Source organism: Ligilactobacillus sp. UO.C109 (genome assembly GCF_026847815.1).
Classification (GTDB): domain Bacteria; phylum Bacillota; class Bacilli; order Lactobacillales; family Lactobacillaceae; genus Ligilactobacillus; species Ligilactobacillus salivarius.
In genome coordinates, this window is the sequence record NZ_JAPSFH010000034.1 from 68,277 (window position 1) to 88,281 (window position 20,005).

At 32.3% G+C, this 20,005-nt stretch carries 19 protein-coding genes; 15 read left to right on the forward strand and 4 right to left on the reverse strand.

The window, feature by feature from the left end; genetic code table 11:
- Together OZJ21_RS09025 and OZJ21_RS09030 are read left to right on the forward strand one after the other, a co-directional pair.
- Positions 1-990, forward strand: coding sequence for a D-2-hydroxyacid dehydrogenase (locus OZJ21_RS09025; protein ID WP_003704855.1), 990 nt, complete (start codon positions 1-3; stop codon positions 988-990).
- Positions 991-1,008: 18 nt separating this feature from the next.
- Positions 1,009-2,058, forward strand: a complete 1,050-nt coding sequence (locus OZJ21_RS09030) for a PTS transporter subunit IIC (RefSeq protein ID WP_268857709.1) — start codon at positions 1,009-1,011, stop codon at positions 2,056-2,058.
- Between the two features lie 80 nt (positions 2,059-2,138).
- Here the strand turns inward: OZJ21_RS09030 and asd are convergent, their stop codons facing one another.
- On the reverse strand, positions 2,139-3,230 hold the full coding sequence (asd, locus tag OZJ21_RS09035) for an aspartate-semialdehyde dehydrogenase (RefSeq protein WP_081530221.1): 1,092 nt from the start codon (positions 3,228-3,230) through the stop codon (positions 2,139-2,141).
- Positions 3,231-3,458: 228 nt separating this feature from the next.
- On the opposite strand from asd, the gene OZJ21_RS09040 reads away from it, so the two are divergent.
- From OZJ21_RS09040 to OZJ21_RS09065, 6 genes are all read left to right on the forward strand, one after another.
- Positions 3,459-3,866, forward strand: a complete 408-nt coding sequence (locus tag OZJ21_RS09040) for a MerR family transcriptional regulator (protein ID WP_268857710.1) — start codon at positions 3,459-3,461, stop codon at positions 3,864-3,866.
- Positions 3,867-4,182: 316 nt separating this feature from the next.
- Positions 4,183-5,022 carry a pur operon repressor gene (gene purR / locus OZJ21_RS09045; RefSeq protein ID WP_003709294.1) on the forward strand — a complete coding sequence of 280 codons (840 nt, stop codon included), beginning with the start codon at positions 4,183-4,185 and terminating at the stop codon, positions 5,020-5,022.
- Between the two features lie 131 nt (positions 5,023-5,153).
- Entirely contained in the window at positions 5,154-6,371 is a 1,218-nt protein-coding gene (locus OZJ21_RS09050; RefSeq protein ID WP_268857711.1) for an MFS transporter, read from the forward strand.
- A gap of 142 nt (positions 6,372-6,513) precedes the next feature.
- Entirely contained in the window at positions 6,514-7,923 is a 1,410-nt protein-coding gene (glmU, locus tag OZJ21_RS09055; RefSeq protein WP_003702576.1) for a bifunctional UDP-N-acetylglucosamine diphosphorylase/glucosamine-1-phosphate N-acetyltransferase GlmU, read from the forward strand.
- A gap of 90 nt (positions 7,924-8,013) precedes the next feature.
- Entirely contained in the window at positions 8,014-8,991 is a 978-nt protein-coding gene (locus OZJ21_RS09060) for a ribose-phosphate diphosphokinase (protein WP_003699646.1), read from the forward strand.
- Positions 8,992-9,062: 71 nt separating this feature from the next.
- Positions 9,063-9,587 carry a GNAT family N-acetyltransferase gene (locus OZJ21_RS09065; RefSeq protein ID WP_003699645.1) on the forward strand — a complete coding sequence of 175 codons (525 nt, stop codon included), beginning with the start codon at positions 9,063-9,065 and terminating at the stop codon, positions 9,585-9,587.
- Between the two features lie 150 nt (positions 9,588-9,737).
- Here OZJ21_RS09065 and OZJ21_RS09070 read toward each other — a convergent pair whose 3' ends face one another.
- Positions 9,738-10,577, reverse strand: coding sequence for an aldo/keto reductase (locus tag OZJ21_RS09070; RefSeq protein ID WP_003709302.1), 840 nt, complete (start codon positions 10,575-10,577; stop codon positions 9,738-9,740).
- A 5-nt stretch (positions 10,578-10,582) separates the two neighbouring features.
- Entirely contained in the window at positions 10,583-10,819 is a 237-nt protein-coding gene (locus tag OZJ21_RS09075; RefSeq protein ID WP_003699642.1) for a hypothetical protein, read from the reverse strand.
- Positions 10,820-10,961: 142 nt separating this feature from the next.
- Between OZJ21_RS09075 and OZJ21_RS09080 the strand changes: the two genes are divergently transcribed.
- The 3 genes from OZJ21_RS09080 (at position 10,962) to OZJ21_RS09090 (ending at position 14,160) form a co-directional block, all read left to right on the forward strand.
- The gene (locus OZJ21_RS09080) at positions 10,962-11,732 is read left to right on the forward strand and encodes a nucleoside phosphorylase (protein ID WP_081559188.1); all 771 of its coding nucleotides are present in this window, start codon (positions 10,962-10,964) and stop codon (positions 11,730-11,732) included.
- A gap of 74 nt (positions 11,733-11,806) precedes the next feature.
- Complete coding sequence (locus OZJ21_RS09085) at positions 11,807-13,429, forward strand: ABC-F family ATP-binding cassette domain-containing protein (RefSeq protein ID WP_003702586.1); 1,623 nt, start codon at positions 11,807-11,809, stop codon at positions 13,427-13,429.
- 71 nt (positions 13,430-13,500) lie between these two features.
- Positions 13,501-14,160, forward strand: coding sequence for a metal-dependent hydrolase (locus OZJ21_RS09090; RefSeq protein WP_268857712.1), 660 nt, complete (start codon positions 13,501-13,503; stop codon positions 14,158-14,160).
- A gap of 49 nt (positions 14,161-14,209) precedes the next feature.
- Here the strand turns inward: OZJ21_RS09090 and OZJ21_RS09095 are convergent, their stop codons facing one another.
- Positions 14,210-15,175 (reverse strand): biotin--[acetyl-CoA-carboxylase] ligase, encoded by a 966-nt coding sequence (locus OZJ21_RS09095; protein WP_268857713.1) that lies wholly within the window; start codon positions 15,173-15,175, stop codon positions 14,210-14,212.
- Between the two features lie 128 nt (positions 15,176-15,303).
- Between OZJ21_RS09095 and OZJ21_RS09100 the strand changes: the two genes are divergently transcribed.
- The 4 genes from OZJ21_RS09100 (at position 15,304) to OZJ21_RS09115 (ending at position 20,002) form a co-directional block, all read left to right on the forward strand.
- Positions 15,304-16,404, forward strand: a complete 1,101-nt coding sequence (locus OZJ21_RS09100) for a YibE/F family protein (RefSeq protein WP_268857714.1) — start codon at positions 15,304-15,306, stop codon at positions 16,402-16,404.
- Positions 16,401-17,150 carry a YibE/F family protein gene (locus OZJ21_RS09105; RefSeq protein WP_003704825.1) on the forward strand — a complete coding sequence of 250 codons (750 nt, stop codon included), beginning with the start codon at positions 16,401-16,403 and terminating at the stop codon, positions 17,148-17,150. Before OZJ21_RS09100 ends, OZJ21_RS09105 begins: the two co-directional genes overlap by 4 nt.
- A gap of 219 nt (positions 17,151-17,369) precedes the next feature.
- Positions 17,370-18,395 carry a hypothetical protein gene (locus OZJ21_RS09110; RefSeq protein WP_268857715.1) on the forward strand — a complete coding sequence of 342 codons (1,026 nt, stop codon included), beginning with the start codon at positions 17,370-17,372 and terminating at the stop codon, positions 18,393-18,395.
- Positions 18,395-20,002 (forward strand): AAA family ATPase, encoded by a 1,608-nt coding sequence (locus tag OZJ21_RS09115; RefSeq protein WP_255820126.1) that lies wholly within the window; start codon positions 18,395-18,397, stop codon positions 20,000-20,002. The genes OZJ21_RS09110 and OZJ21_RS09115 overlap by 1 nt, the downstream gene beginning before the upstream one ends.
- Positions 20,003-20,005 lie beyond the last annotated feature (3 nt).

Genomic DNA, 20,005 nt, shown 5'->3' on the forward strand with positions numbered 1-20,005 from the left:
ATGAAAAAAATTTTGATGATGTCAGTACGTGAAGATGAAAAGGAAGCTATTGAAAATTGGAGTGAACGACATCCTGATGTGGAAGTTGGAATTGATGAAGGTGAGCTACATGCTGATACAGTAGCTAAACTTAAAGGTTTTGATGGTGTTGTTATTCAACAAAGAAGTTTAGTTGAAGATGAAGTATACGCTGAATTGAAGAATCTAGGATTAAAGCAAATTTCTACAAGAACTGCTGGATATGATGTAATTAATGTTGATTTAGCTCATAAGAATGGTTTGAAAGTAACGAATGTACCTGCATATTCACCAAGATCAGTTGCAGAATTAGCCTTAGCACATACCATGCGATTAATTCGTAATTTAGAATTGTTTGATGAAAGAGCTGAGGAACAAGATTTTAGATGGATTGGACTTAAAGGAAAAGAAATCCATACTTTGACAATTGGTATAATCGGTGCTGGTAGAATTGGTGGTACTGCAGCTAAATTGTTTAATGCTTTAGGTGCTAAAGTAATTGCTTATGATATTAAGCCAAATCCAGAATTAAATGAGGTTTTGACTTATAAATCATTGAACGAAGTGTTACAAGAATCAGATGTTATTAGTTTACATGTCGACTTGAATGAAACAACCAAAGGATTAATTGGAAGTGAAGAATTGGCATTAATGAAACCAACTGCATTTCTAATTAATGAATGTCGTGGCCCAGTTGTAGATACAGATGCTCTAATTACTGCTTTAAAAAATAAGAAGTTAGCAGGAGCAGCTTTAGATACACTTACAGGCGAAGAGAATTTCTTTAATTTTGATTTACGTGGTAAAGAATTACCAAGTGAACAACTAAAAGAATTAAGAGCGATGAATAATGTTATTTTGACACCGCATGTTGGTTTCTATACTAATGTCGCCGTTCAAAATATGGTTGATATTAGTTTAGATGATGTATTAGCTATTATTTCAGAGAAAAGAAGTGACCATGAAATTTAATAAAATGAGGTAAAGGATATGAATAAAAAGATTAGCTTAAAAACAGGGACAATGAATATTTTGAATGGTATTAGTATGGGTGTTGTTGTAGCCTTGATTCCATCTGCGTTAGTTGGTCAATTAATGAAAGCTTTGATGGGAGTGATGCCACATATTGCAAGTCAGGTGATTGATATTACTAACTTTGCTGCAAGCCTATTGCCGGCAATGGCTGGTTTTTGTGTGGGGTATCTCTTTAAAATGAACATGGTTCAAATGAGTTCGATTGCAGCAGCTACAACAATTGGATCTGGAGTAGTGAAAAAAGTCGGAACAACTTATGTAGTTGCTGGGACAGGGGATGTAATTAATGTTGCAGTAACGATAGTATTTGCGGTAATTATAGCTAGTATTATTGGAAATAAATTGAAGAATTACACAATTTTATTAATGCCAGTTCTTGTCTTGGTAATAGCTGGAGGATTGGGATTATTGACCCTCCCTTATGTTAAGTTGGTAACTGGTTTTATTGGGGCGATGATAAAAACTTTTACTATTCTTCAACCTGTTTTGATGGGAACATTGATGGGAATATCATTTGCAGTTTTAATTGTATCTCCAATCAGTTCAGTGGGAATAGCAACTGCAATTGGAATAAGTGGAATTTCATCTGGTTCAGCTAATCTAGGAATTACAGCTGGGGCTTTTACATTGGCAATTATGGGAAGTTCAGTTAATAGTTTAGGAACAATACTCGCTCATTTTATTGGAACTCCTAAAATTCAAATGGGAAATATGTTGGAAAGGCCAAAATTATTTATTCCAGTAATAATTAGTTCAGGAATTATGGGAGCTTTGGGAGCCATTTTTAAAATTCAAGGAACATCTATGAGTGCGGGATTTGGATTTGCTGGATTAATTGGGCCAATGACAGCATATGAACAAATGGATCCAGGAGTAGGTAGTGTAATTTTACTAACAACATTGTTTGTAGTGTTGCCAATTATTTTAGGATTGGCGATGAAATATATTTTTGTTGGTAAAAGTAAATTTGTTAAAGCTAATGATTTATTAATTGAAGCCGAATAGTATATTGTGTAGGCTTGTGTTAAAAAAGAAGCTTTGATTTACGAGAAAAAATTCGTAAAATCAAAGCTTCTTTATTTTGCTTATTTTTTAGTGATATAACCTTGAGCCTTTAATAATTCAGCACATTCAACAGCGCCACCAGCAGCACCACGAGCAGTGTTGTGTGATAGACCGATGAATTTCCAGTCATATACTTTATCTTCACGTAAACGACCGATAGAAATACCCATACCATTTTCGTAGTTTACATCTAATGCAACTTGAGGACGGTCATCTTCAGTCATATAACGAATGAATTGTTTAGGAGCACTAGGAAGTTCTAATTCTTGTGGAACACCACGATAATCTTCAAGTGCTTTAATTAATTCTTCCTTAGTAGCAGGTTTTCTAAATTTAACAAAAGCAGCTGCAGTATGTCCGTAAAGCACTGGTACACGAACACATTGAGTAGTAATAACTGTATCATCAGCTGGGACAATAGACTTACTTTCAGCATCTACATGCCCCCAAATACGAAGAGGTTCTTTTTCTGATTTTTCTTCTTCTCCACTAATAAATGGAATGATGTTACCTTCCATTTCTGGCCATTCTTTGAAAGTCTTTCCGGCACCGGAGATAGCTTGATATGTAGTAGCAACTACTTCATAAGGTTCAAATTTCTTCCAAGCAGATAATGCTGGTGTGTAGCTTTGGATAGAGCAATTTGGTTTAACTGCGATAAAGCCACGTTTTGTACCTAAACGTTCACGTTGGTATTTGATAACTTCAGTATGTTCAGGATTAATTTCAGGGATAATCATAGGAACATCTGGAGTCCAACGGTGAGCACTATTATTAGAAACAACAGGAGTTTCAGTTTTAGCATATCTTTCTTCAAGTGCTTTAATTTCATCTTTAGACATGCTGACAGCTGAAAATACAAAGTCTACATTAGAAGTAACTTTTTCTACATCATTAGCATCTAAAACAACCATATCCTTAACACGTTCAGGAATAGGTGTTTCCATACGCCAGCGACCGTTAAGAGCTTCTTCGTAAGTTTTACCAGCACTACGAGGGCTAGCTGCTAATTCTGTAACTTCAAACCAGGGATGGTTATCCAAAATCGCAATAAATCTTTGTCCAACCATACCAGTAGCACCAATAACTGCTACTTTTAATTTTTGACTCATTTTAAAACCTCATTTCTCATAATTATTGATATTAAACCTATCATAAGTTAATTTTATACAAATTACAAGTAAAGAGAATACGATTCTATAAAGAATAAATACAACTAATTATTTTATTAAATGGTGGGAAATTTTTTTAAGAAATTATTTATATTTCTTGAAAATAAGTGACTTGACTTTGAGCTAACTCCAAGTAATATTCTGATAATTGAAATGGAGGAGATGAGCATGAACTTAACAATTACCCAAGTATCAGAAAAGTATAGTATTACACCAGATACACTAAGATATTACGAACGTATAGGACTGCTACCTAATGTTCCACGTCAAAGTAATGGAAATCGTTATTACGATGATAGTGTGCAAGAATGGATTGAAATGATTGTTTGCTTGCGTCATTCGGGTGTACCTATTGAAAAATTAATTGACTATGCTGAAATGATTCAGAAAGGCGATTCAACGTTACAAGCACGTGAAGATTTGTTGAAAGAGCAACTGGCAAATTTAAAAGAAAAACAACACAATCTTAATCGTTCAATTGCACGTTTAGAACATAAGATTAGTTTATATGAATCTGGAGAGATTAAACAGCATAGAAGTTATTTTACAGAATACAAAATTATGGAAGATAAATAAGGAGATTTTGAATAATGTTTTTACTAACAGTTAGATTAAAAAAGAACAAATAACTGATGATAGATTAGGAAAGCATCGCCAATAGTTTAAAAAATATTTTGAAATTGGAAAATTTATTCCTAAATTAATTGCTGAAGATATAAAATAAAATTACCTTAATCTTTTTCTTAGATTAGTACCTCTAAATTTATATTTTATTAAAAAACGAACTTTATTATAAAAAATAATAAAAAAACTAGGAAAATACCGTAAAATGACGTATAATATCTAAGTATTATAAAATAGAATTGAGATGGATATTTTAGGAGGTATTAGTTTGAAAACAAGACGAAGCGACAGATTAATTGATATGACGCGTTATTTTATGGAACGACCACATACATTAGTGTCATTAACTTTTTTTGCCGAACGTTATGAATCTGCTAAATCATCAATCAGTGAAGACTTGGCTATTATAAAACGTACTGTTAAGTTAAGAGGTATAGGAATTTTAGAAACAATACCAGGCGCTACAGGGGGAGCTATTTTTATCCCATCTATTGATGAAGATGAAGCACGTGCATTTATCGAAGATATGACTGAACAACTTTCACACCAAGATAGATTATTACCTGGGGGATACGTATATTTATCTGACTTACTTGGCAGACCAGACGTTTTGAGATACGTTGGTCGTGTGATTGCACGTCAATATATAGATAAGCAAATTGATGCAGTAATGACAGTAGCTACTAAAGGTGTTCCAATTGCACAAAGTGTAGCTTCATATTTAAATGTTCCATTCGTAATTGTGCGTCGTGATTCTAAGATTACTGAAGGTTCTACAGTATCAGTAAATTATGTATCTGGGTCTAGTGAACGCATTGAAAAAATGGAATTATCCAAGCGCAGTTTGAAACGTGGTTCTCACGTATTAGTAGTGGATGATTTCATGAAGGGCGGCGGTACTGTTAACGGTATGAAGTCCATGATTGAAGAATTTGAATCTGAACTTGTGGGAATTACCGTTTTTGCAGAAGGTGCATTTGATGGTCGTCGAATGGTTGAAGATTACACATCGTTATTAAAAGTTGATAGTGTCAATACAATTGATAAAACTATTCACGTAAGCCCAGGAAATTATTTAGAAAAAGTCTTTGGCAAAAAAGAAGATTAAAATATAAAAAATAGGAATGAATTATTTACGGTATATGTGTACTTAGTAAATAATTCATTTTTTTAATGAAACTTTCCGAAAAAATGATAAACTAATTATAAATTAATTATAATATATGGAGAGTGGATTGTATGGGGGATAAAAGATTTAATTTATTTCAGTTACTAAAAGCTGGAACGACAACAATCATTAATGCGTTAGGAGCAGCGATATTTACTTATGCTTTGTCATTAAAGCTATTAGAAATAACAGGTTCAGCTTTAGGTTATGGAGTGAATATATTTATTGGACCAATCATTGGCCTAATTCTATCACCAGTTATTAGTAAAGTTGTGGATAAATATCCACGCAAAAATGTCGCGATTGTAGCAGAGATAGCTTTAGTAATCTGCTTGGCAATTTTCTTAATTATTTACCCACTAGCAGTGAAAACTAATCTATTGGTTGTATCAGTAGTATTTGTAAGCATTAGTAATATTTGTGCTAGATTTTTCTCAATTTCATATCTTTCATCAACTCCAGACATAGTTTCTAAAGATTACTTGCAGAAGCTAAATGCGATTCAAACGACAGGGGTTGCAATTGCAGGTATTGCTGCACTACCATTAGCAGGATATATTTATGGAAAAATCGCATTTGAATACATAATTTTAATTGAAATTATAACTGAAATTCTGACTATCTTTTTGACAGTAATAACTAAATTTAAAGCTCATAGAAATAAAGAAAAAGCACATGAAACGGGTAAAAAGTTAATTGAAATTTTGCGAGGTAATATGGAATTAACTAGATTAACAATGATAGCTATGCTTTTGAATTTAGCAGTAACTTCATTAACGATTGGTGTTCCATATGTTGTTATTCATGTTTTGAAATATAGCTCAGTAGTCAGTGGAGATATTCAAAGTTTGTATTCTATTGGAGTAGTTCTAGGAGGAGCAGTAATAGCTGCAATTAATATAAAGAATATTACTAGATTTATCATAAGACTATATTCTTCCTTTGCAGTAGCGTTATTGATTTTAGGAATCTCATTATCATTCTTTAAACATGAGACTTTGATAATCTTCATCGTATTTGAACTAATTTTAGGAATTTCAACTGCATTATCCGATCCTCCATTATTTACCTATGTTCAAGAAGTAATTCCTAAAGAAAATTTAGGAAAAGTTATGACATTCTTGTATACATTAGCACAACTTCTCACACCAGTTGGAGTGCTGATTTACAGTACTTTATTCGCTAAAATTGATTATCCAACAGTCTTTCTAATTAGTGGAATTGTAGTTAACATCATCGTTATCGTTGTACTACTTTTCTTAGGGAAAAAATCTAAGAATTTAGCATAATTGTTAGAAATTAAAGAGAATACTAAGAACGCAATCTAATCTTGATTAAGATTTATTTTGACTTCAGTTTCAAACCTTGTTATCAGTGGTAAAAATAGAGTATGATACAGTAGTAAATATTAATTTGACAAGGAGAAATATTATGACTTCTAAATATGCTATCATCTTGGCTGCTGGTCAAGGAACACGCATGAAATCAAAGCTATATAAAGTACTACATCCAGTATGTGGAAAGCCAATGGTAGATCATGTATTAACTGAAATTGAAAAGAATAACATGGATGAAATTGTGACAGTTGTAGGTCACGGTGCTGAAATGGTTGAAAAGACTTTAGGTGATCGTACAAAATACGCTTTACAAGCAGAACAATTAGGAACCGGCCATGCTGTCTTACAAGCTGAAAAATTACTTGGTGATAAAGATGGTATGACTTTAATTGCTTGTGGAGATACACCTCTTTTCACAGCAAAGACATTTGAAGAATTATTTGAATATCACAAATCTAAAGGTGCGGTAGCTACAGTTTTAACAGCTCATGCTGAAAATCCATTTGGCTATGGTCGTATCATCCGTAATGAAATTGGAATTGTGGAAAAAATTGTTGAACAAAAAGACGCAACAGCTGAGGAAGCTGCAGTAAAAGAAATCAATACTGGTGTGTATTGTTTTGATAATAAAGAATTATTTGCGGCATTACATCAAATTAAAAATGATAATGCACAAGGTGAATATTATCTTCCAGATGTAATGGAAATCTTCCAAAAACAAGGTAAAGTTGTTGCTGCTTACCAAATGAAGAACTTTGAAGAATCAATGGGTGTTAATGATCGTATTGCTTTATCTAATGCAACCAAAGTAATGCGTCGTCGTATTAATGAAAACTTGATGCGTCAAGGTGTAACTTTAATTGATCCTGATACAACTTATATTGATATTGATGTAAAAGTAGGATCAGATACAGTTATCGAACCTGGAGTACAATTAAAAGGTAAGACAGAAATTGGTGCTGATTGCTATATTGGTGCTCATTCTGAAATTATAGACAGTGTAATTGAAGATGGCGTAAAGGTTACAAGTTCTTATATTGAAGATGCTGTAATGCATAAGAATTCTAACATTGGTCCATACAGTCATTTACGACCTAAAGCTGAAATTGGTGAAAATGCTCATATTGGAAACTTTGTAGAAGTTAAGAAAGCTACAATTGGAAAGAATACTAAAGTTGGTCATTTAACATATGTTGGCGATGCAACATTAGGTAGAGATATTAATGTTGGTTGTGGCACAGTATTCGTTAACTACGATGGAATTAACAAGCACCATACAACAGTTGGAGATTACTCATTCATTGGTAGTGCTTCAAATATTATCGCACCTGTAAATATTGCTGATCATGCTTATGTAGCAGCAGGTTCAACAATTACAGATGATATTGATGCACATGATATGGGAATTGCTCGTGGACGTCAAGTTAACAAAAAAGGTTATTTTGACCGTTATCCAGTAGCTGAAGCTGCACGTATTGCTGAAGAAAAAGCCAAAGAAGAGTAAGAAAAAAACTAAATTTGCTTGATTTTAGACTATATTTTGACGTACTATTGTAGTAGGTAAAATAATAGGTATAAATAATTGGAGGCCGTTATGTCTGGACAATATTCTGATCCAAAGCTTAAAATTTTTGCTTTAAATTCAAATAAGCCTTTAGCAGAAAAAATTGCTGAAGCTGTTGGGGTACCTTTGGGAAAAATCTCTGTTGATCGTTTCAGTGATGGTGAAATCCGTATCAACATTGAAGAAAGTATTCGTGGCGATGAAGTATTTATCGTTCAATCAACATCTGCTCCTGTTAATGATAATTTAATGGAACTATTAATTATGATTGATGCTCTTCGTCGTGCTAGTGCAGCAACTATCAACGTTGTAATTCCTTACTATGGATATGCACGTCAAGATCGTAAGGTTCGTTCACGTGAACCAATTACAGCTAAATTAGTTGCAGATATGTTGGAAAAAGCTGGTGCAACTCGTGTGGTAGCCCTTGATTTACATGCTGCTCAAATTCAAGGATTCTTTGACATTCCTGTTGACCACTTAATGGGTGCACCATTATTGGCTGATTACTTCTTAACTAATGGTTTGGAAAAAGACGCAGTTGTTGTTTCTCCTGACCATGGTGGTGTTACACGTGCTAGAAAATTAGCAGAATTCTTGAAAGCACCAATCGCTATTATTGATAAGCGTCGTCCTAAGGCTAATGTAGCTGAAGTTATGAACATTATTGGTTCTGTTGATGGTAAACGTTGTATCTTAATTGATGATATGATTGATACAGCTGGAACAATTACTTTAGCAGCTCAAGCATTGAAAGATGCTGGTGCAGTAGAAGTATATGTTTGTGCTACACACCCTGTATTCTCAGGTCCAGCCATTGAACGTATTGAAAAATCTCCAATTAAGGAAATGGTTATTACAGACTCTATTAACCTTCCTGAAGACAAGAAGATTGATAAAGTTGTTCAAGTTTCTGTAGGTCCACTTATTGGTGATGCTATTAAACGTATTCATGAACACAAGCCAGTTAGTCCATTGTTCAAGAATCGTTTCCACAAGGAAGATTAATATTAAACATGTTGATAAGTCAGTTACTTTATGTAGCTGGCTTATTTTTTACACAAAAAGGGGGAATTTAGGTGGATAATGTAAGAATTAGGTTAATAACTGAAGCTGATAGTGGAGAATTATATCAATTGATTGTGGATAATCGTAATAATTTGGAAAAATGGATTGAGTGGATAAGAGATATTCACAATGAAGATGAGATGCATACATATATTCAAAAAATTATCCACACTGAACGTAAAGAAGCAACAATAACTTTTGTAATTTTACTGAATGAAAAAGTTATTGGAATGGCAGATATTAGCGATATATCACCAGATGGCAAAATGGGTGAGGTTGGACTTTGGCTAAGTGAAGAGTATCAGGGAAAAGGAATTGCAGGTGCTGTTATAAGTGAGATTGAAAAGTACTCTAAATCAAAAACAAAGATAAATACTCTGAAAATGTTAATTAAAGCTAATAATGTTAATAGTTTGAAAATGGCACATAAATTAGGATATCAAGAGGTTGAAAAATTAACATCTTGGAAAAATGGAGAAGTTAAATGGATAGTATTGTGCAAAAAAATTCTAAAAAAGTCAAAATGTCAAATCTAGACATAGGACCAATTCAAAAATTGACGCAAAAATTGTAGAATTTGCAGAAATTAAAAAATTGGTCCTGTGTCTAAAACGTAAATTAGACAAATTCGTATAATAAAAAAGCATCTATTATTTTTTAGATGCTTTTTTATTTGGATCTTAATTTTAGAATTCTTGGTAAACAGCAGGATCTTGATTCTTAGTTCTGCCATTAGGTTTATCCAAATTAGTAATAGCTGCGACTTCATCAGCTGATAATTCAAAATCAAAAATATCCAAATTGGATAATTGGTGTTTTGTAGAGTTAGCTTTAGGAATAATACCTACACCTAATTGGAATTCCCAACGCAAAATTACTTGAGCAACAGATTTATGATGCTTCTTGGCAATTTCAACGATTACAGGATCTTGTAATACTGAATTAGCTCTACCTAGTGGGCTCCAAGCTTGTGTGAAAATACCATGTTCTTTATCATATTCTCTTTGAACAGCTTGAGACCAATATGGATGTAATTCAATTTGGTTTACAGCTGGCATCACACCTGTTTCATTAGCCAAACGATCAAGATGTTCAGGTAAGAAGTTGCAGACCCCAATTGAACGAACAAGACCGAATTTTTGTGCATCAATTAAAGCTTGCCATGCTTCAACATAATGATCTTCTTTAGGATTAGGCCAATGGATGAGATATAGATCATAATAATCTAAGCCTGCACGATAAAGTGATTCTTGAATAGTAGGGATAGCTTCTTCGTATACTTGATGTCTTCCTGGAAGTTTAGATGTTACGAAGATATCTTCACGCTTAAGAGATGAACGTCTGATTGCTTCGCCGACTGCACCTTCATTTTCATAATTAAAAGCAGAGTCTAATAATGAATAACCATTATTTAAAGCACTATTAATAGCGTTAACTCCTGTAGCACCATTCAATTTATAAGTACCAAATCCAAGTACAGGAATTTGATTACCATCATTTAAAGTATAGTTAGGAATTTTTGCCAAAATAATCACTCCTTATCATGGGAAACACGTTTGATTACAGAATACTTCTTGCCTTCAGCTGCTTCTTGTTGTAGAGCTTTAGCTTCATCAAAGATGACATAAGGTTGACCATCTTTTTCTTGAACGATCAGAACAGAATTATCAGCTTTCATATGATAGATTTTAGCTGCAGTATAAGCTTTATCGAAATCATAAGAGCTGGAAATTGATTGTCCTGGATTGAAAAATACATTTTCACTCATAAGATCACTTCCTTATAAATTGTGTAAATGATTTCATACTTTAATTGTACCATTATTGTCAAAAATTTCTATATTCCAAACTTGTGAGAGTGATACTGATATGCTAAGATTGTGTAAATTAATTTTGAAATGAGATGATAGAATGGACTATCAAAAATTGCCATTATTTATACATGATTATCCACAGGACGCAGTAATCAATCCAGACCATGAGAGTTTAGATTATAAGCTGCCAAAAAAATTAATTTATGCTTTTGTAACTAAAGAAAATATTGATAAATTTTTAGCAAGATATTCTTATCGAATTGTAGGGAGCATGGAGACAATTTCTTTTAATCCTAATGTCTATGAAATTGATTATGAAGGACAAAAAATAGGATTATGCCAAGCTCCACTTGGGGCACCAGCAGCTACACAACTATTAGATTGGCTAATTGGTTATGGAGTAAAACAGGTATTAGCTGTTGGTTCTTGTGGTTCACTAGAAGATTTTGAAGAAAATGAGTTTGTTATTCCAACAAAAGCAATTAGAGATGAAGGAACATCGTTGCATTATTTACCAGCTAGTGAAAGTATTGAATTAAATTCAAAGTTTGTACAGCGAGTAGAACAAACACTACAAGATTTTAATTATCGAATTCATGAAGTTATAACATGGACAACCGATGGATTTTATAGAGAAACTATAGAGTTAGTCAATCGTTATCGTAAACAAGGAGTCGCTACAGTCGAAATGGAATGTGCTGCTTTAGCCGCATGTTCACAGTTTAGAAATGTGGATTTTGCCCAGATTTTATTCACAGCTGATTCACTGAAAGATGTTGATAATTATGATGAACGAGATTTTGGAATTAATTCACATCTAAAAGTATTAAAAATAGCGACAAAAGTTATGGCGAAATTAAAAAACTAATAATTTAGCTTGTCTTTAACAATAGAATTATGCTAAATTGAACTTATTACTTTTAATGAAACGAGGAAATTTATTTGATTACTGTAAGTGATTTAAGTTTAAACTTTTCTGGACGTTTACTCTATGATGATGTTAATTTGAAATTCACTCCAGGAAACTGCTACGGTATTATTGGTGCTAATGGTGCTGGAAAGTCTACTTTCTTAAAGTTACTTGAAGGAAAGTTAGAACCAACAACTGGAAATATTTCAATTGGTAGTAATGAACGTATTTCAAGCTTGAACCAAGACCACTTTGGTTTTGAAGAATTCACAGTAATGGAAACTGTCATTCAAGGCCATAAAAAGCTCTATCAAATTATGAAAGAGAAAGATGCGATTTATGCTAAGCCTGACTTCTCTGAAGAAGATGGGATTAAGGCTGCAGAACTTGAAGCTGAATTTGCAGAGATGGATGGTTGGAATGCAGAAGCAGAAGCATCACAACTTCTACAATCTTTAGGTATACCAGAATCCTTGCATGATGCTAAGATGAGCGAATTACCTGAAAGTGATAAGGTTAAAGTTTTATTAGCACAGGCTTTATTTGGTGAACCTGATATTTTATTATTAGACGAACCAACAAACGGTTTAGATGTACATACAATTTCATGGCTAGAAGACTTTTTAGCAGATTATCAAAATATTGTAATTGTGGTATCTCATGACCGTCATTTCTTAAACCAAGTATGTACACATATGTGTGATGTGGACTACGGCAAGATTAAGTTATATGTTGGTAACTATGACTTCTGGTTAGAATCTAGTCAGTTAGCTGCTAAACTTCAAGCAAATGCAAATGCTAAGAAAGAAGAAAAAATCAAGGAATTGCAAGAATTTATTGCACGTTTCTCTGCTAATGCTTCTAAATCTAAACAAGCTACATCACGTAAGAAACAACTTGAAAAAATTACTTTGGATGACATTAAACCATCATCAAGAAAGTATCCATTTATCAAATTTGAAATGGAACGTGAATTAGGAAATGACTTAGTTAAGGTTGAAAATGTTAGCCATACTATTGATGGTGAGAAGATTCTTGATAACGTAAGTTTTATTATTCGTCCTGGCGAAAAAGTAGCTTTATTATCACGTAATGACTTAGCAACCACAACTTTAATGCAAATCTTAGCTGGTGAAATTGAACCCGATGAAGGTACTGTAACTTGGGGACAAACAACAAGTCAAAGTTACATGTCAAAAGACTTAAATGCTAGTTTTGATAATGATGAATTAAGCATTTTAGATTGGTTACGTCAATTTGCTACTAAAGAACAAAATGATAATACTTTTTTACGTGGTTTCTTAGGTAAGATGTTGTTCTCAGGTGATGATATTGATAAGCAAATCAAAGTGTTATCTGGTGGCGAAAAGGTTCGTTGTATTCTAGCTAAAATGATGTTAGAACGTGCTAATGTATTATTGATGGATGATCCAACTAACCATTTAGACTTAGAGTCAATTACTTCGCTTAATGATTCAATGATTGATTTTAAAGGTTCAATTATCTTTACATCTCATGACCATGAGTATATTCAAACAATCGCAAATCATATTATTGAAGTAGGGCCTAAGGGAATTGTTGACCGTTTTGACACTACTTATGACGAGTTCTTGGCATTAGATTCAGTTCAAGAACAAGTTGAAAAATTATATTAAGAAAATACAGAGTCGTGCTTTTATATTGGAAGGGCATGACTTTTTTCTTATAATAGTTTTGAGGTGATAATATGAAAATTACTTGGCATGGACATGCTTTTATTGAAATTCAAGTTGCTGGAAAACAAATTCTAATTGATCCTTTTATTACTGGAAATCCATTTACTAAGACTAAACCAGAAGATTTTAATCCAGATTATATTCTATTAACTCATTCACATCATGATCATGTGGGAGATGCGGAAGAATTAGCTAAAAAATCAGGTGCGACAATTGTAACAGAAATGGATATGGCTAATGATTACGCACAAAAAGGTTTCAAAGTTGAAGGTCCTAATTATGGTGGAACAGTGCATTTTGATTGGGGCGATGTTAAGATCATCCCAGCTTGGCATACTACTGCTAATGTGCCTTTAGGTATGGCAACAGGCTTAGCTTTAACAATTGAAGGAAAATTAATTTATATCGCTGGAGATACTGGTTTATTCAGTGATATGAAGCTAGTTGGACGTAAGCAACAAATTTACTTGGCATTCTTACCAATTGGCGATTATTATACAATGGGACCTGACGATGCTGCCTATGCTGCTTCATTAATTGATGCTAAAAAAGTTATTCCATATCACTTCAATACGTTTCCACCAATTAAGCAAGATGTAAATGATTTTTGGAAAGACGTTCCTGAAAATATGAAATTTACAGCTGAAATTGACAAACCATTTGAATTATAAAATACTAAATTGACAAAAAAGCCTAGAATGAAAATTCCAGGTCTTTTTCTTAATATCTAATTTTGGTGACTTCACCGGAATTGAAAATTTGTCCATCAGTAAGGACAATTCTTCCCAAATCATCAATGGTAGAAACTACACCAGTTATTATTTTATTTCCTTGTTTAATGCGAACTCCTTTATCGATAACAACAGATAATTTACGATATTCATCCATAAAATCAGCAGAAGTATAGTTACGATAAATAGCGAAAAATTCATCTAAGCAACATGCAATAAACATATTTCTGGATATATGGTATTTTTCAGCTAACTCTTTAAGTGAACCAACTCTTTCCCTAAGTTCAGCAGGGAATACTTTTAGGGGAGTGGTATAGTTTATACCAATTCCGATAATAATTTGTGAGATACTTTGAGTTTCAAGGTTAGCAACACCCTCAGTTAAAATGCCACAAATTTTCTTACCGTCAAGTAATACATCATTAACCCATTTAATTTCTGTATCTTTGTGGAATAACTTTTTGATAGTACGACTAACCGCAATAGCGACAGCAGTAGTCAACAAACCAGGATTTAAATCATTTTGATGTTGATTTTCAAGCAAGATGCTCATATAAATACCGGTATTCTTAGGTGATTCGAATTTTCTGCCATAGCGTCCGTAACCTGCCGTTTGTTGGTCACTAATAATTACCAGTGGCTCAGTAGAATGACGTTGACTACTGATATTTTTAGCTTCAGAGTTAGTTGAACCAATAGTTTCATAAACATGCAGATCAAGATTATCAGTATGTAAATATTTGTTAATAAACGCAGTATTCAATACTCCATTATCAACTAGACAATATCCTTTTCTTGTTTTACTGGAAATTTCATAGCCTTGTTCTTTTAATTGTTTGACAGCTTTCCAGACCGCTGTGCGAGAGATATTTAGTTTATTTGATAATTCTTCTCCAGATGTATAATTTCCTAGATTTTGGATAAAATAATTTAAAACAGCTTTTTCAGTGTTCATGTAATACACCTCGATATCAATGATATACTAATTGTAGCAAATTCAAAGACTTAGTAAAGTTTAATTCAGATTCTTTTTCTGAGAAATAAAAAGTGGTACGTTAGTAAAGATTGAGAGGTGTAGAGTTGATGAGAGTAAAGAAAAAATATTTAATAGAATGGCTATTAATAATTTTAAGTGGTATTCTTATCTATTTTTTTGTTGATAATGATGCTTTTTTATATAAAGATCCAGTTGCTCAAATTGTGAGTGTAACAAATACAAAAGCAACTAAAACAGAAGATACATATAAAAATAAGGATATGACGACGGAACAAACTTTAAAAGTGAAAGTTCTTAATGGTCATAGAAAAGGAGAAGTGTTAACAGCCAAGAATACTTTTTCTAAATCAGGCGGATATGATCAGAGATTTTACCGCGGACAAAAAGTTTTCATAAAGTTTGAAAAGTCAGACGGTAAATTGATGGCAATGATAAATAATTATAAACGAGATGTTTACTTAATAATGTTATGTTGGGCGGTAGTAGTACTACTATTCTTAGTTACACAAATTCGAGGATTTACATCGCTAATAAGTGTTATTTTAAATTTCATAATTTTTCTATTATGTGTACAACTAGATGTTAAGTGGAATATCAATAATTTCTTTTGGATATTTGCTACAGTTGCAGTAATTTTCCTTGCTTTGTCTTTAATATTAGTAATAGGTTTCAATCGGCAATTTTTAGTAACCTTTGGATCGATATTTATCGGAACAACTTTAGCGATGGTAATTGGAGTAGTAGCGATGCAGGTAACCAATGACAAGGGAGTACATTATGAAGCTTTAGACTTTGCTACTCAGTCACCAAAACAATTATTTCTAGCAGCGACTGTAATTGGATTACTAGGAGCTGTTATGGATGCAGCAACGGATATTGTATCAACATTATTTGAAATGAAACGTACTCAACCTGAAATTTCTAGAAAACAATTATTTATTTCAGGACAAAATGTTGGAAAATCAATAATGGGACCTTTGGTAAATGTTTTGTTATTAATCTTTTTTGCTGAAACAGTAACAATGGCAGTCTTATTCTTCAGGACTGGAAATTCAATTGCATATACATTTGAATGGACAATGTCATTGGGAATTATTCAAAGCTTAATTAGTGGAATAGGGATTACGCTAGTTATTCCATCAGCTAGTTTACTGAGTTCATTAGTATTAGGTGGTGGCGAAAAATGAGTACAATTACATTACTAACAATAATTTTATTCATACTAATGTGGATAGTTGGTGGAAAAAGAGGATTAGCCTCTTTTTCTAGCGTAGCATTAAACTTCATACTTTTATTTCTAACTGTAATTTTTATTTCAATTGGGGTACCAGCTTTGTGGACAACTATTTTTGCAGGAATAGCGATTTTAGCTGTTACTATTTATATGGGAAATAGCGATGAAAAAACCACTAATATAGCGTTTGGAGCTACTTTGATTTCATTAGCGATAGTTGTTGTAGTTATGGTTCCTTTCATTAAACTAGTTGGAATTCAAGGCTTTAGTCCGGAACAATCTGAAGAAATAGAAGCTTTTAATTTATTAATCGGAGTAAATTTTGAAAGTATCGTAATTTCAACTATGATCTTGAGTACTTTAGGAGCAATTGCAGAAGCTGCGATTGCTATTGCAAGTGGTTTAGATGAAATAATTGAACAACAACCAGACATAACTTTACCAGCTTTATACACAAGTGGACGAAATATAGGATTACAAATTATGGGTATGACATTTAACACTTTATTTTTTGGAATGTTTGGTGGAGATTTAGCATTGTTCATCTTGCTATATAAATTAGATGCGACATTTGGATATTACTTAAATTCCAAAATATTTGTAGCAGAATCAATGGAAGTTTTATTCTCATCGATTTCAATAATCTTAGTCATTTGGATAACAACTTATATGATGGGGAAGAAAGTCAAACGGACATAAAATTCTCTGGAAATATTGACAAAATTTTCTTGTCAAGAGTAGAATTTGAACTAGGTTAGTACAGTTAATCAGCATTAATAAGATGCTGAAATTATATAAAAATGAAGAGTTTACTCTAAGTTATCTGATAAGAAAATCGAATAGTAAGTAAAGCATAAAATTAGATGGGGTTTTCTTATCTAGTTTTATGCTTTTTTATATGGACAGGATGTGATAATTATGGCGTATTCAACAATTGTTACTAAAGATGAAGGGGCAATTATTATAGTTGATAATATTGATACTAAACGAAATAAAGCTGAACATAAAATAATTCAATTAAACAAAGAAACCAAAATATACTTAGTTTCTTTTGGAAAATATGAATTAGATGGATTAGTTTGGGACAATCTGATAAAAGGATTTCAGATGAGAGTTAACCAACCAATAGCCACGTTTAAAGAATGTACACTTAGATTTGAAGAATATCTAAGAAGTTTAAAAGATAACTATAGAAAAGATATCTATATTCAAAGAATAATCTGGACAGCTTTAAATAACCTAACCTTAAATGGCGGAATACAAAGTTTGGTAGAAAATATTAACCGAGTATATAGCACGTTATCAATTGATAAACAAGTAAATGAAGAAACTACTCCAATTTTGATTAATGAACTAATTAACTTTTTAAATCAAAATCAAATCTCCATTGATCAAGAAAGTTTTAATAAATTAGTTGAAATTGTTAAGGATGCCTATTTATATCCTAGAAAGAATTTGCAAGATTATATGGGAATTTGTCTTGTAGGTGTGGGCAATGACGAAACCAGTATTAGTGCAACAAGTTATAGATTATATGGAGTAACAGAAAATAATAAATTATTAGCTAGTGTTCAACAGATAGGTAAGGGTATTATCAATCTTGAAAAATCTGAAGCAACTGAAATTATGATTGGTGGCATTTCTCAAACTTTTATGGATGATTTTTACTGGAATTTGAATAATAGTAATAATCCTAATCTATTACAAGCTACAAGTTCATTATCTGAAATTGCTCAAAATGAATATAATATCTCACAAGAAATTTTAAGAAATAAGAGTTTAGATGATATCAGTGACTTTTTATTCAATGTATATGGGATACATCGCCAGTTAGAAATAGCACAGGTAGGGGAAGATTTACAAGCAAATAAAGTAAAGCTAGTAAAATTTTCTTTATTAGATGAACCGATAGTAATAGAAAAAGAGTTAGGGGTGAACAATTAATGGAAAAAATGACGGAAAAACAAAGAATATTCTGCAGTATATACCCATATACGACAAAATATATAGAGGCTTTTAATAATGAATATTCCGATAATAATTTGAGAGATGAAGTTATTGATTATTTAAATAAGGTAATTCATAAGTTTAGCAATAGTAGTGTTTCTCAAAGTATAGATATAAATATTTGTTTAGTTTCTAATGGAAAAGAACAGTCAGAAGTTTTTTTAGATATCTTATATAAACTCATTAAGGTGCTTAATCCTAGTTTTGGCGATAAGACTTATATTATGCCTGATCAGTATGAATATCTGGAAAGTGTAGAAAATAATGCATTTATAATAATTCAAGATGCTAAGTCTGCCTTTGGTGGAGATTTACCTGAAGATAGACGCGGATATAAGATCGATTATAAAAACTATATAATGGAAATACTTGAAAGAGCTGATAGTCAAAAAGTAATCTTGTTAGAAGATACGGAAGAAAATATTAGCTATATAAATTCTTTAGAAGAAGTGAAAAACAATCTTACTAATTATTTCGTAATTAGAGATTTGACAATTGAAGAAGCTATCAATTATGGCAAGAGTCTCCTATATAATCAAGGTCTAAGTTTAGAAGATGATATTTTATATGGAAATGTATTGAAGTCATATGTGCAAAAAAGCAAGCATTTGACCAAGCGTGTTGTTGAACGTTTTAATAAAAAGATATTAAATAGTTTTGCTAAAAACAGTAGAATGTCGAATGTAATTGATAAAAAATCCATCTTAGATGCCACAAGTGTATATAATCCTAAGCTAGTTAAGCAAATCTTAGATGAATTAGATAGTCTACAAGGATTGGATAATGTGAAGCAACAAATTCATGAGATTTGTGAGGCAGTGGAAGTTTCGCAGGCAAATATTGGAAATATGGAATTATCCAGAAGACATCATATGATTTTTGAAGGACCACCTGGAACTGGTAAAACGACGGTTGCTAGAATAGTTGCACGCTTATTCTATGCACTAGGTATTTTAGAAAATACAACTGTAATTGAAACTAAACGTAATGAATTAGAAGGTAAATGGGTTGGTGATTTAAGTGGAAAAATCAATGAAAAAGTAGATTCTGCTTTAGGTGGAGTACTTTTCATTGATGAAGCTCATCAACTTTATAATAAAGAGGATCCTTATGACAAAGGAAAACAAGTTATTCAGGCTTTTGTACCTCGACTAGAAAATGACGGAGAAAAGTTTATCGCAATTATTGCAGGATATACTAAAGAAATGGAAGAATTTTTGAAATTTGATCCAGGATTGGCTTCCAGATTCCAACATAAAATAATTTTTGAATCATATAAGCCCCAGGTTGTAGCTCAAATAGTGGTTAACATTTTAAAGAAGAACAAAATAGAGTTTAATGAAAAATATGTAAAAGCAGTAGCGATCAACCTTTATGATCAAATTCCAGATGACAAAAAGTCTAATGCACGTTGGGCAAGAAATTATGCTCAAAAATTGATAGAAAAGCAATTGAGTTATTGTGCTAAGCATCCACAATTTCCTAGAAATAGATTATACAATGAGGTTCTAAGAGATAGTGTTAATTGGCAAATAGGGGGTTAGACT

Bases quoted from the DNA above. Each gene is read 5' to 3' on its own strand.
- OZJ21_RS09080 (WP_081559188.1), top strand. From the start codon at position 10,962: ATGGACTATCAAAAATTGCCATTATTTATACATGATTATCCACAGGAC.
- OZJ21_RS09100 (WP_268857714.1), top strand. From the start codon at position 15,304: ATGAGAGTAAAGAAAAAATATTTAATAGAATGGCTATTAATAATTTTA.
- OZJ21_RS09115 (WP_255820126.1), top strand. From the start codon at position 18,395: ATGGAAAAAATGACGGAAAAACAAAGAATATTCTGCAGTATATACCCA.
- OZJ21_RS09090 (WP_268857712.1), top strand. From the start codon at position 13,501: ATGAAAATTACTTGGCATGGACATGCTTTTATTGAAATTCAAGTTGCT.
- asd (WP_081530221.1), bottom strand. From the start codon at position 3,230: ATGAGTCAAAAATTAAAAGTAGCAGTTATTGGTGCTACTGGTATGGTT.
- OZJ21_RS09050 (WP_268857711.1), top strand. From the start codon at position 5,154: ATGGGGGATAAAAGATTTAATTTATTTCAGTTACTAAAAGCTGGAACG.
- OZJ21_RS09025 (WP_003704855.1), top strand. From the start codon at position 1: ATGAAAAAAATTTTGATGATGTCAGTACGTGAAGATGAAAAGGAAGCT.
- OZJ21_RS09105 (WP_003704825.1), top strand. From the start codon at position 16,401: ATGAGTACAATTACATTACTAACAATAATTTTATTCATACTAATGTGG.
- OZJ21_RS09095 (WP_268857713.1), bottom strand. From the start codon at position 15,175: ATGAACACTGAAAAAGCTGTTTTAAATTATTTTATCCAAAATCTAGGA.
- glmU (WP_003702576.1), top strand. From the start codon at position 6,514: ATGACTTCTAAATATGCTATCATCTTGGCTGCTGGTCAAGGAACACGC.
- OZJ21_RS09075 (WP_003699642.1), bottom strand. From the start codon at position 10,819: ATGAGTGAAAATGTATTTTTCAATCCAGGACAATCAATTTCCAGCTCT.
- OZJ21_RS09040 (WP_268857710.1), top strand. From the start codon at position 3,459: ATGAACTTAACAATTACCCAAGTATCAGAAAAGTATAGTATTACACCA.
- OZJ21_RS09030 (WP_268857709.1), top strand. From the start codon at position 1,009: ATGAATAAAAAGATTAGCTTAAAAACAGGGACAATGAATATTTTGAAT.
- OZJ21_RS09060 (WP_003699646.1), top strand. From the start codon at position 8,014: ATGTCTGGACAATATTCTGATCCAAAGCTTAAAATTTTTGCTTTAAAT.
- OZJ21_RS09110 (WP_268857715.1), top strand. From the start codon at position 17,370: ATGGCGTATTCAACAATTGTTACTAAAGATGAAGGGGCAATTATTATA.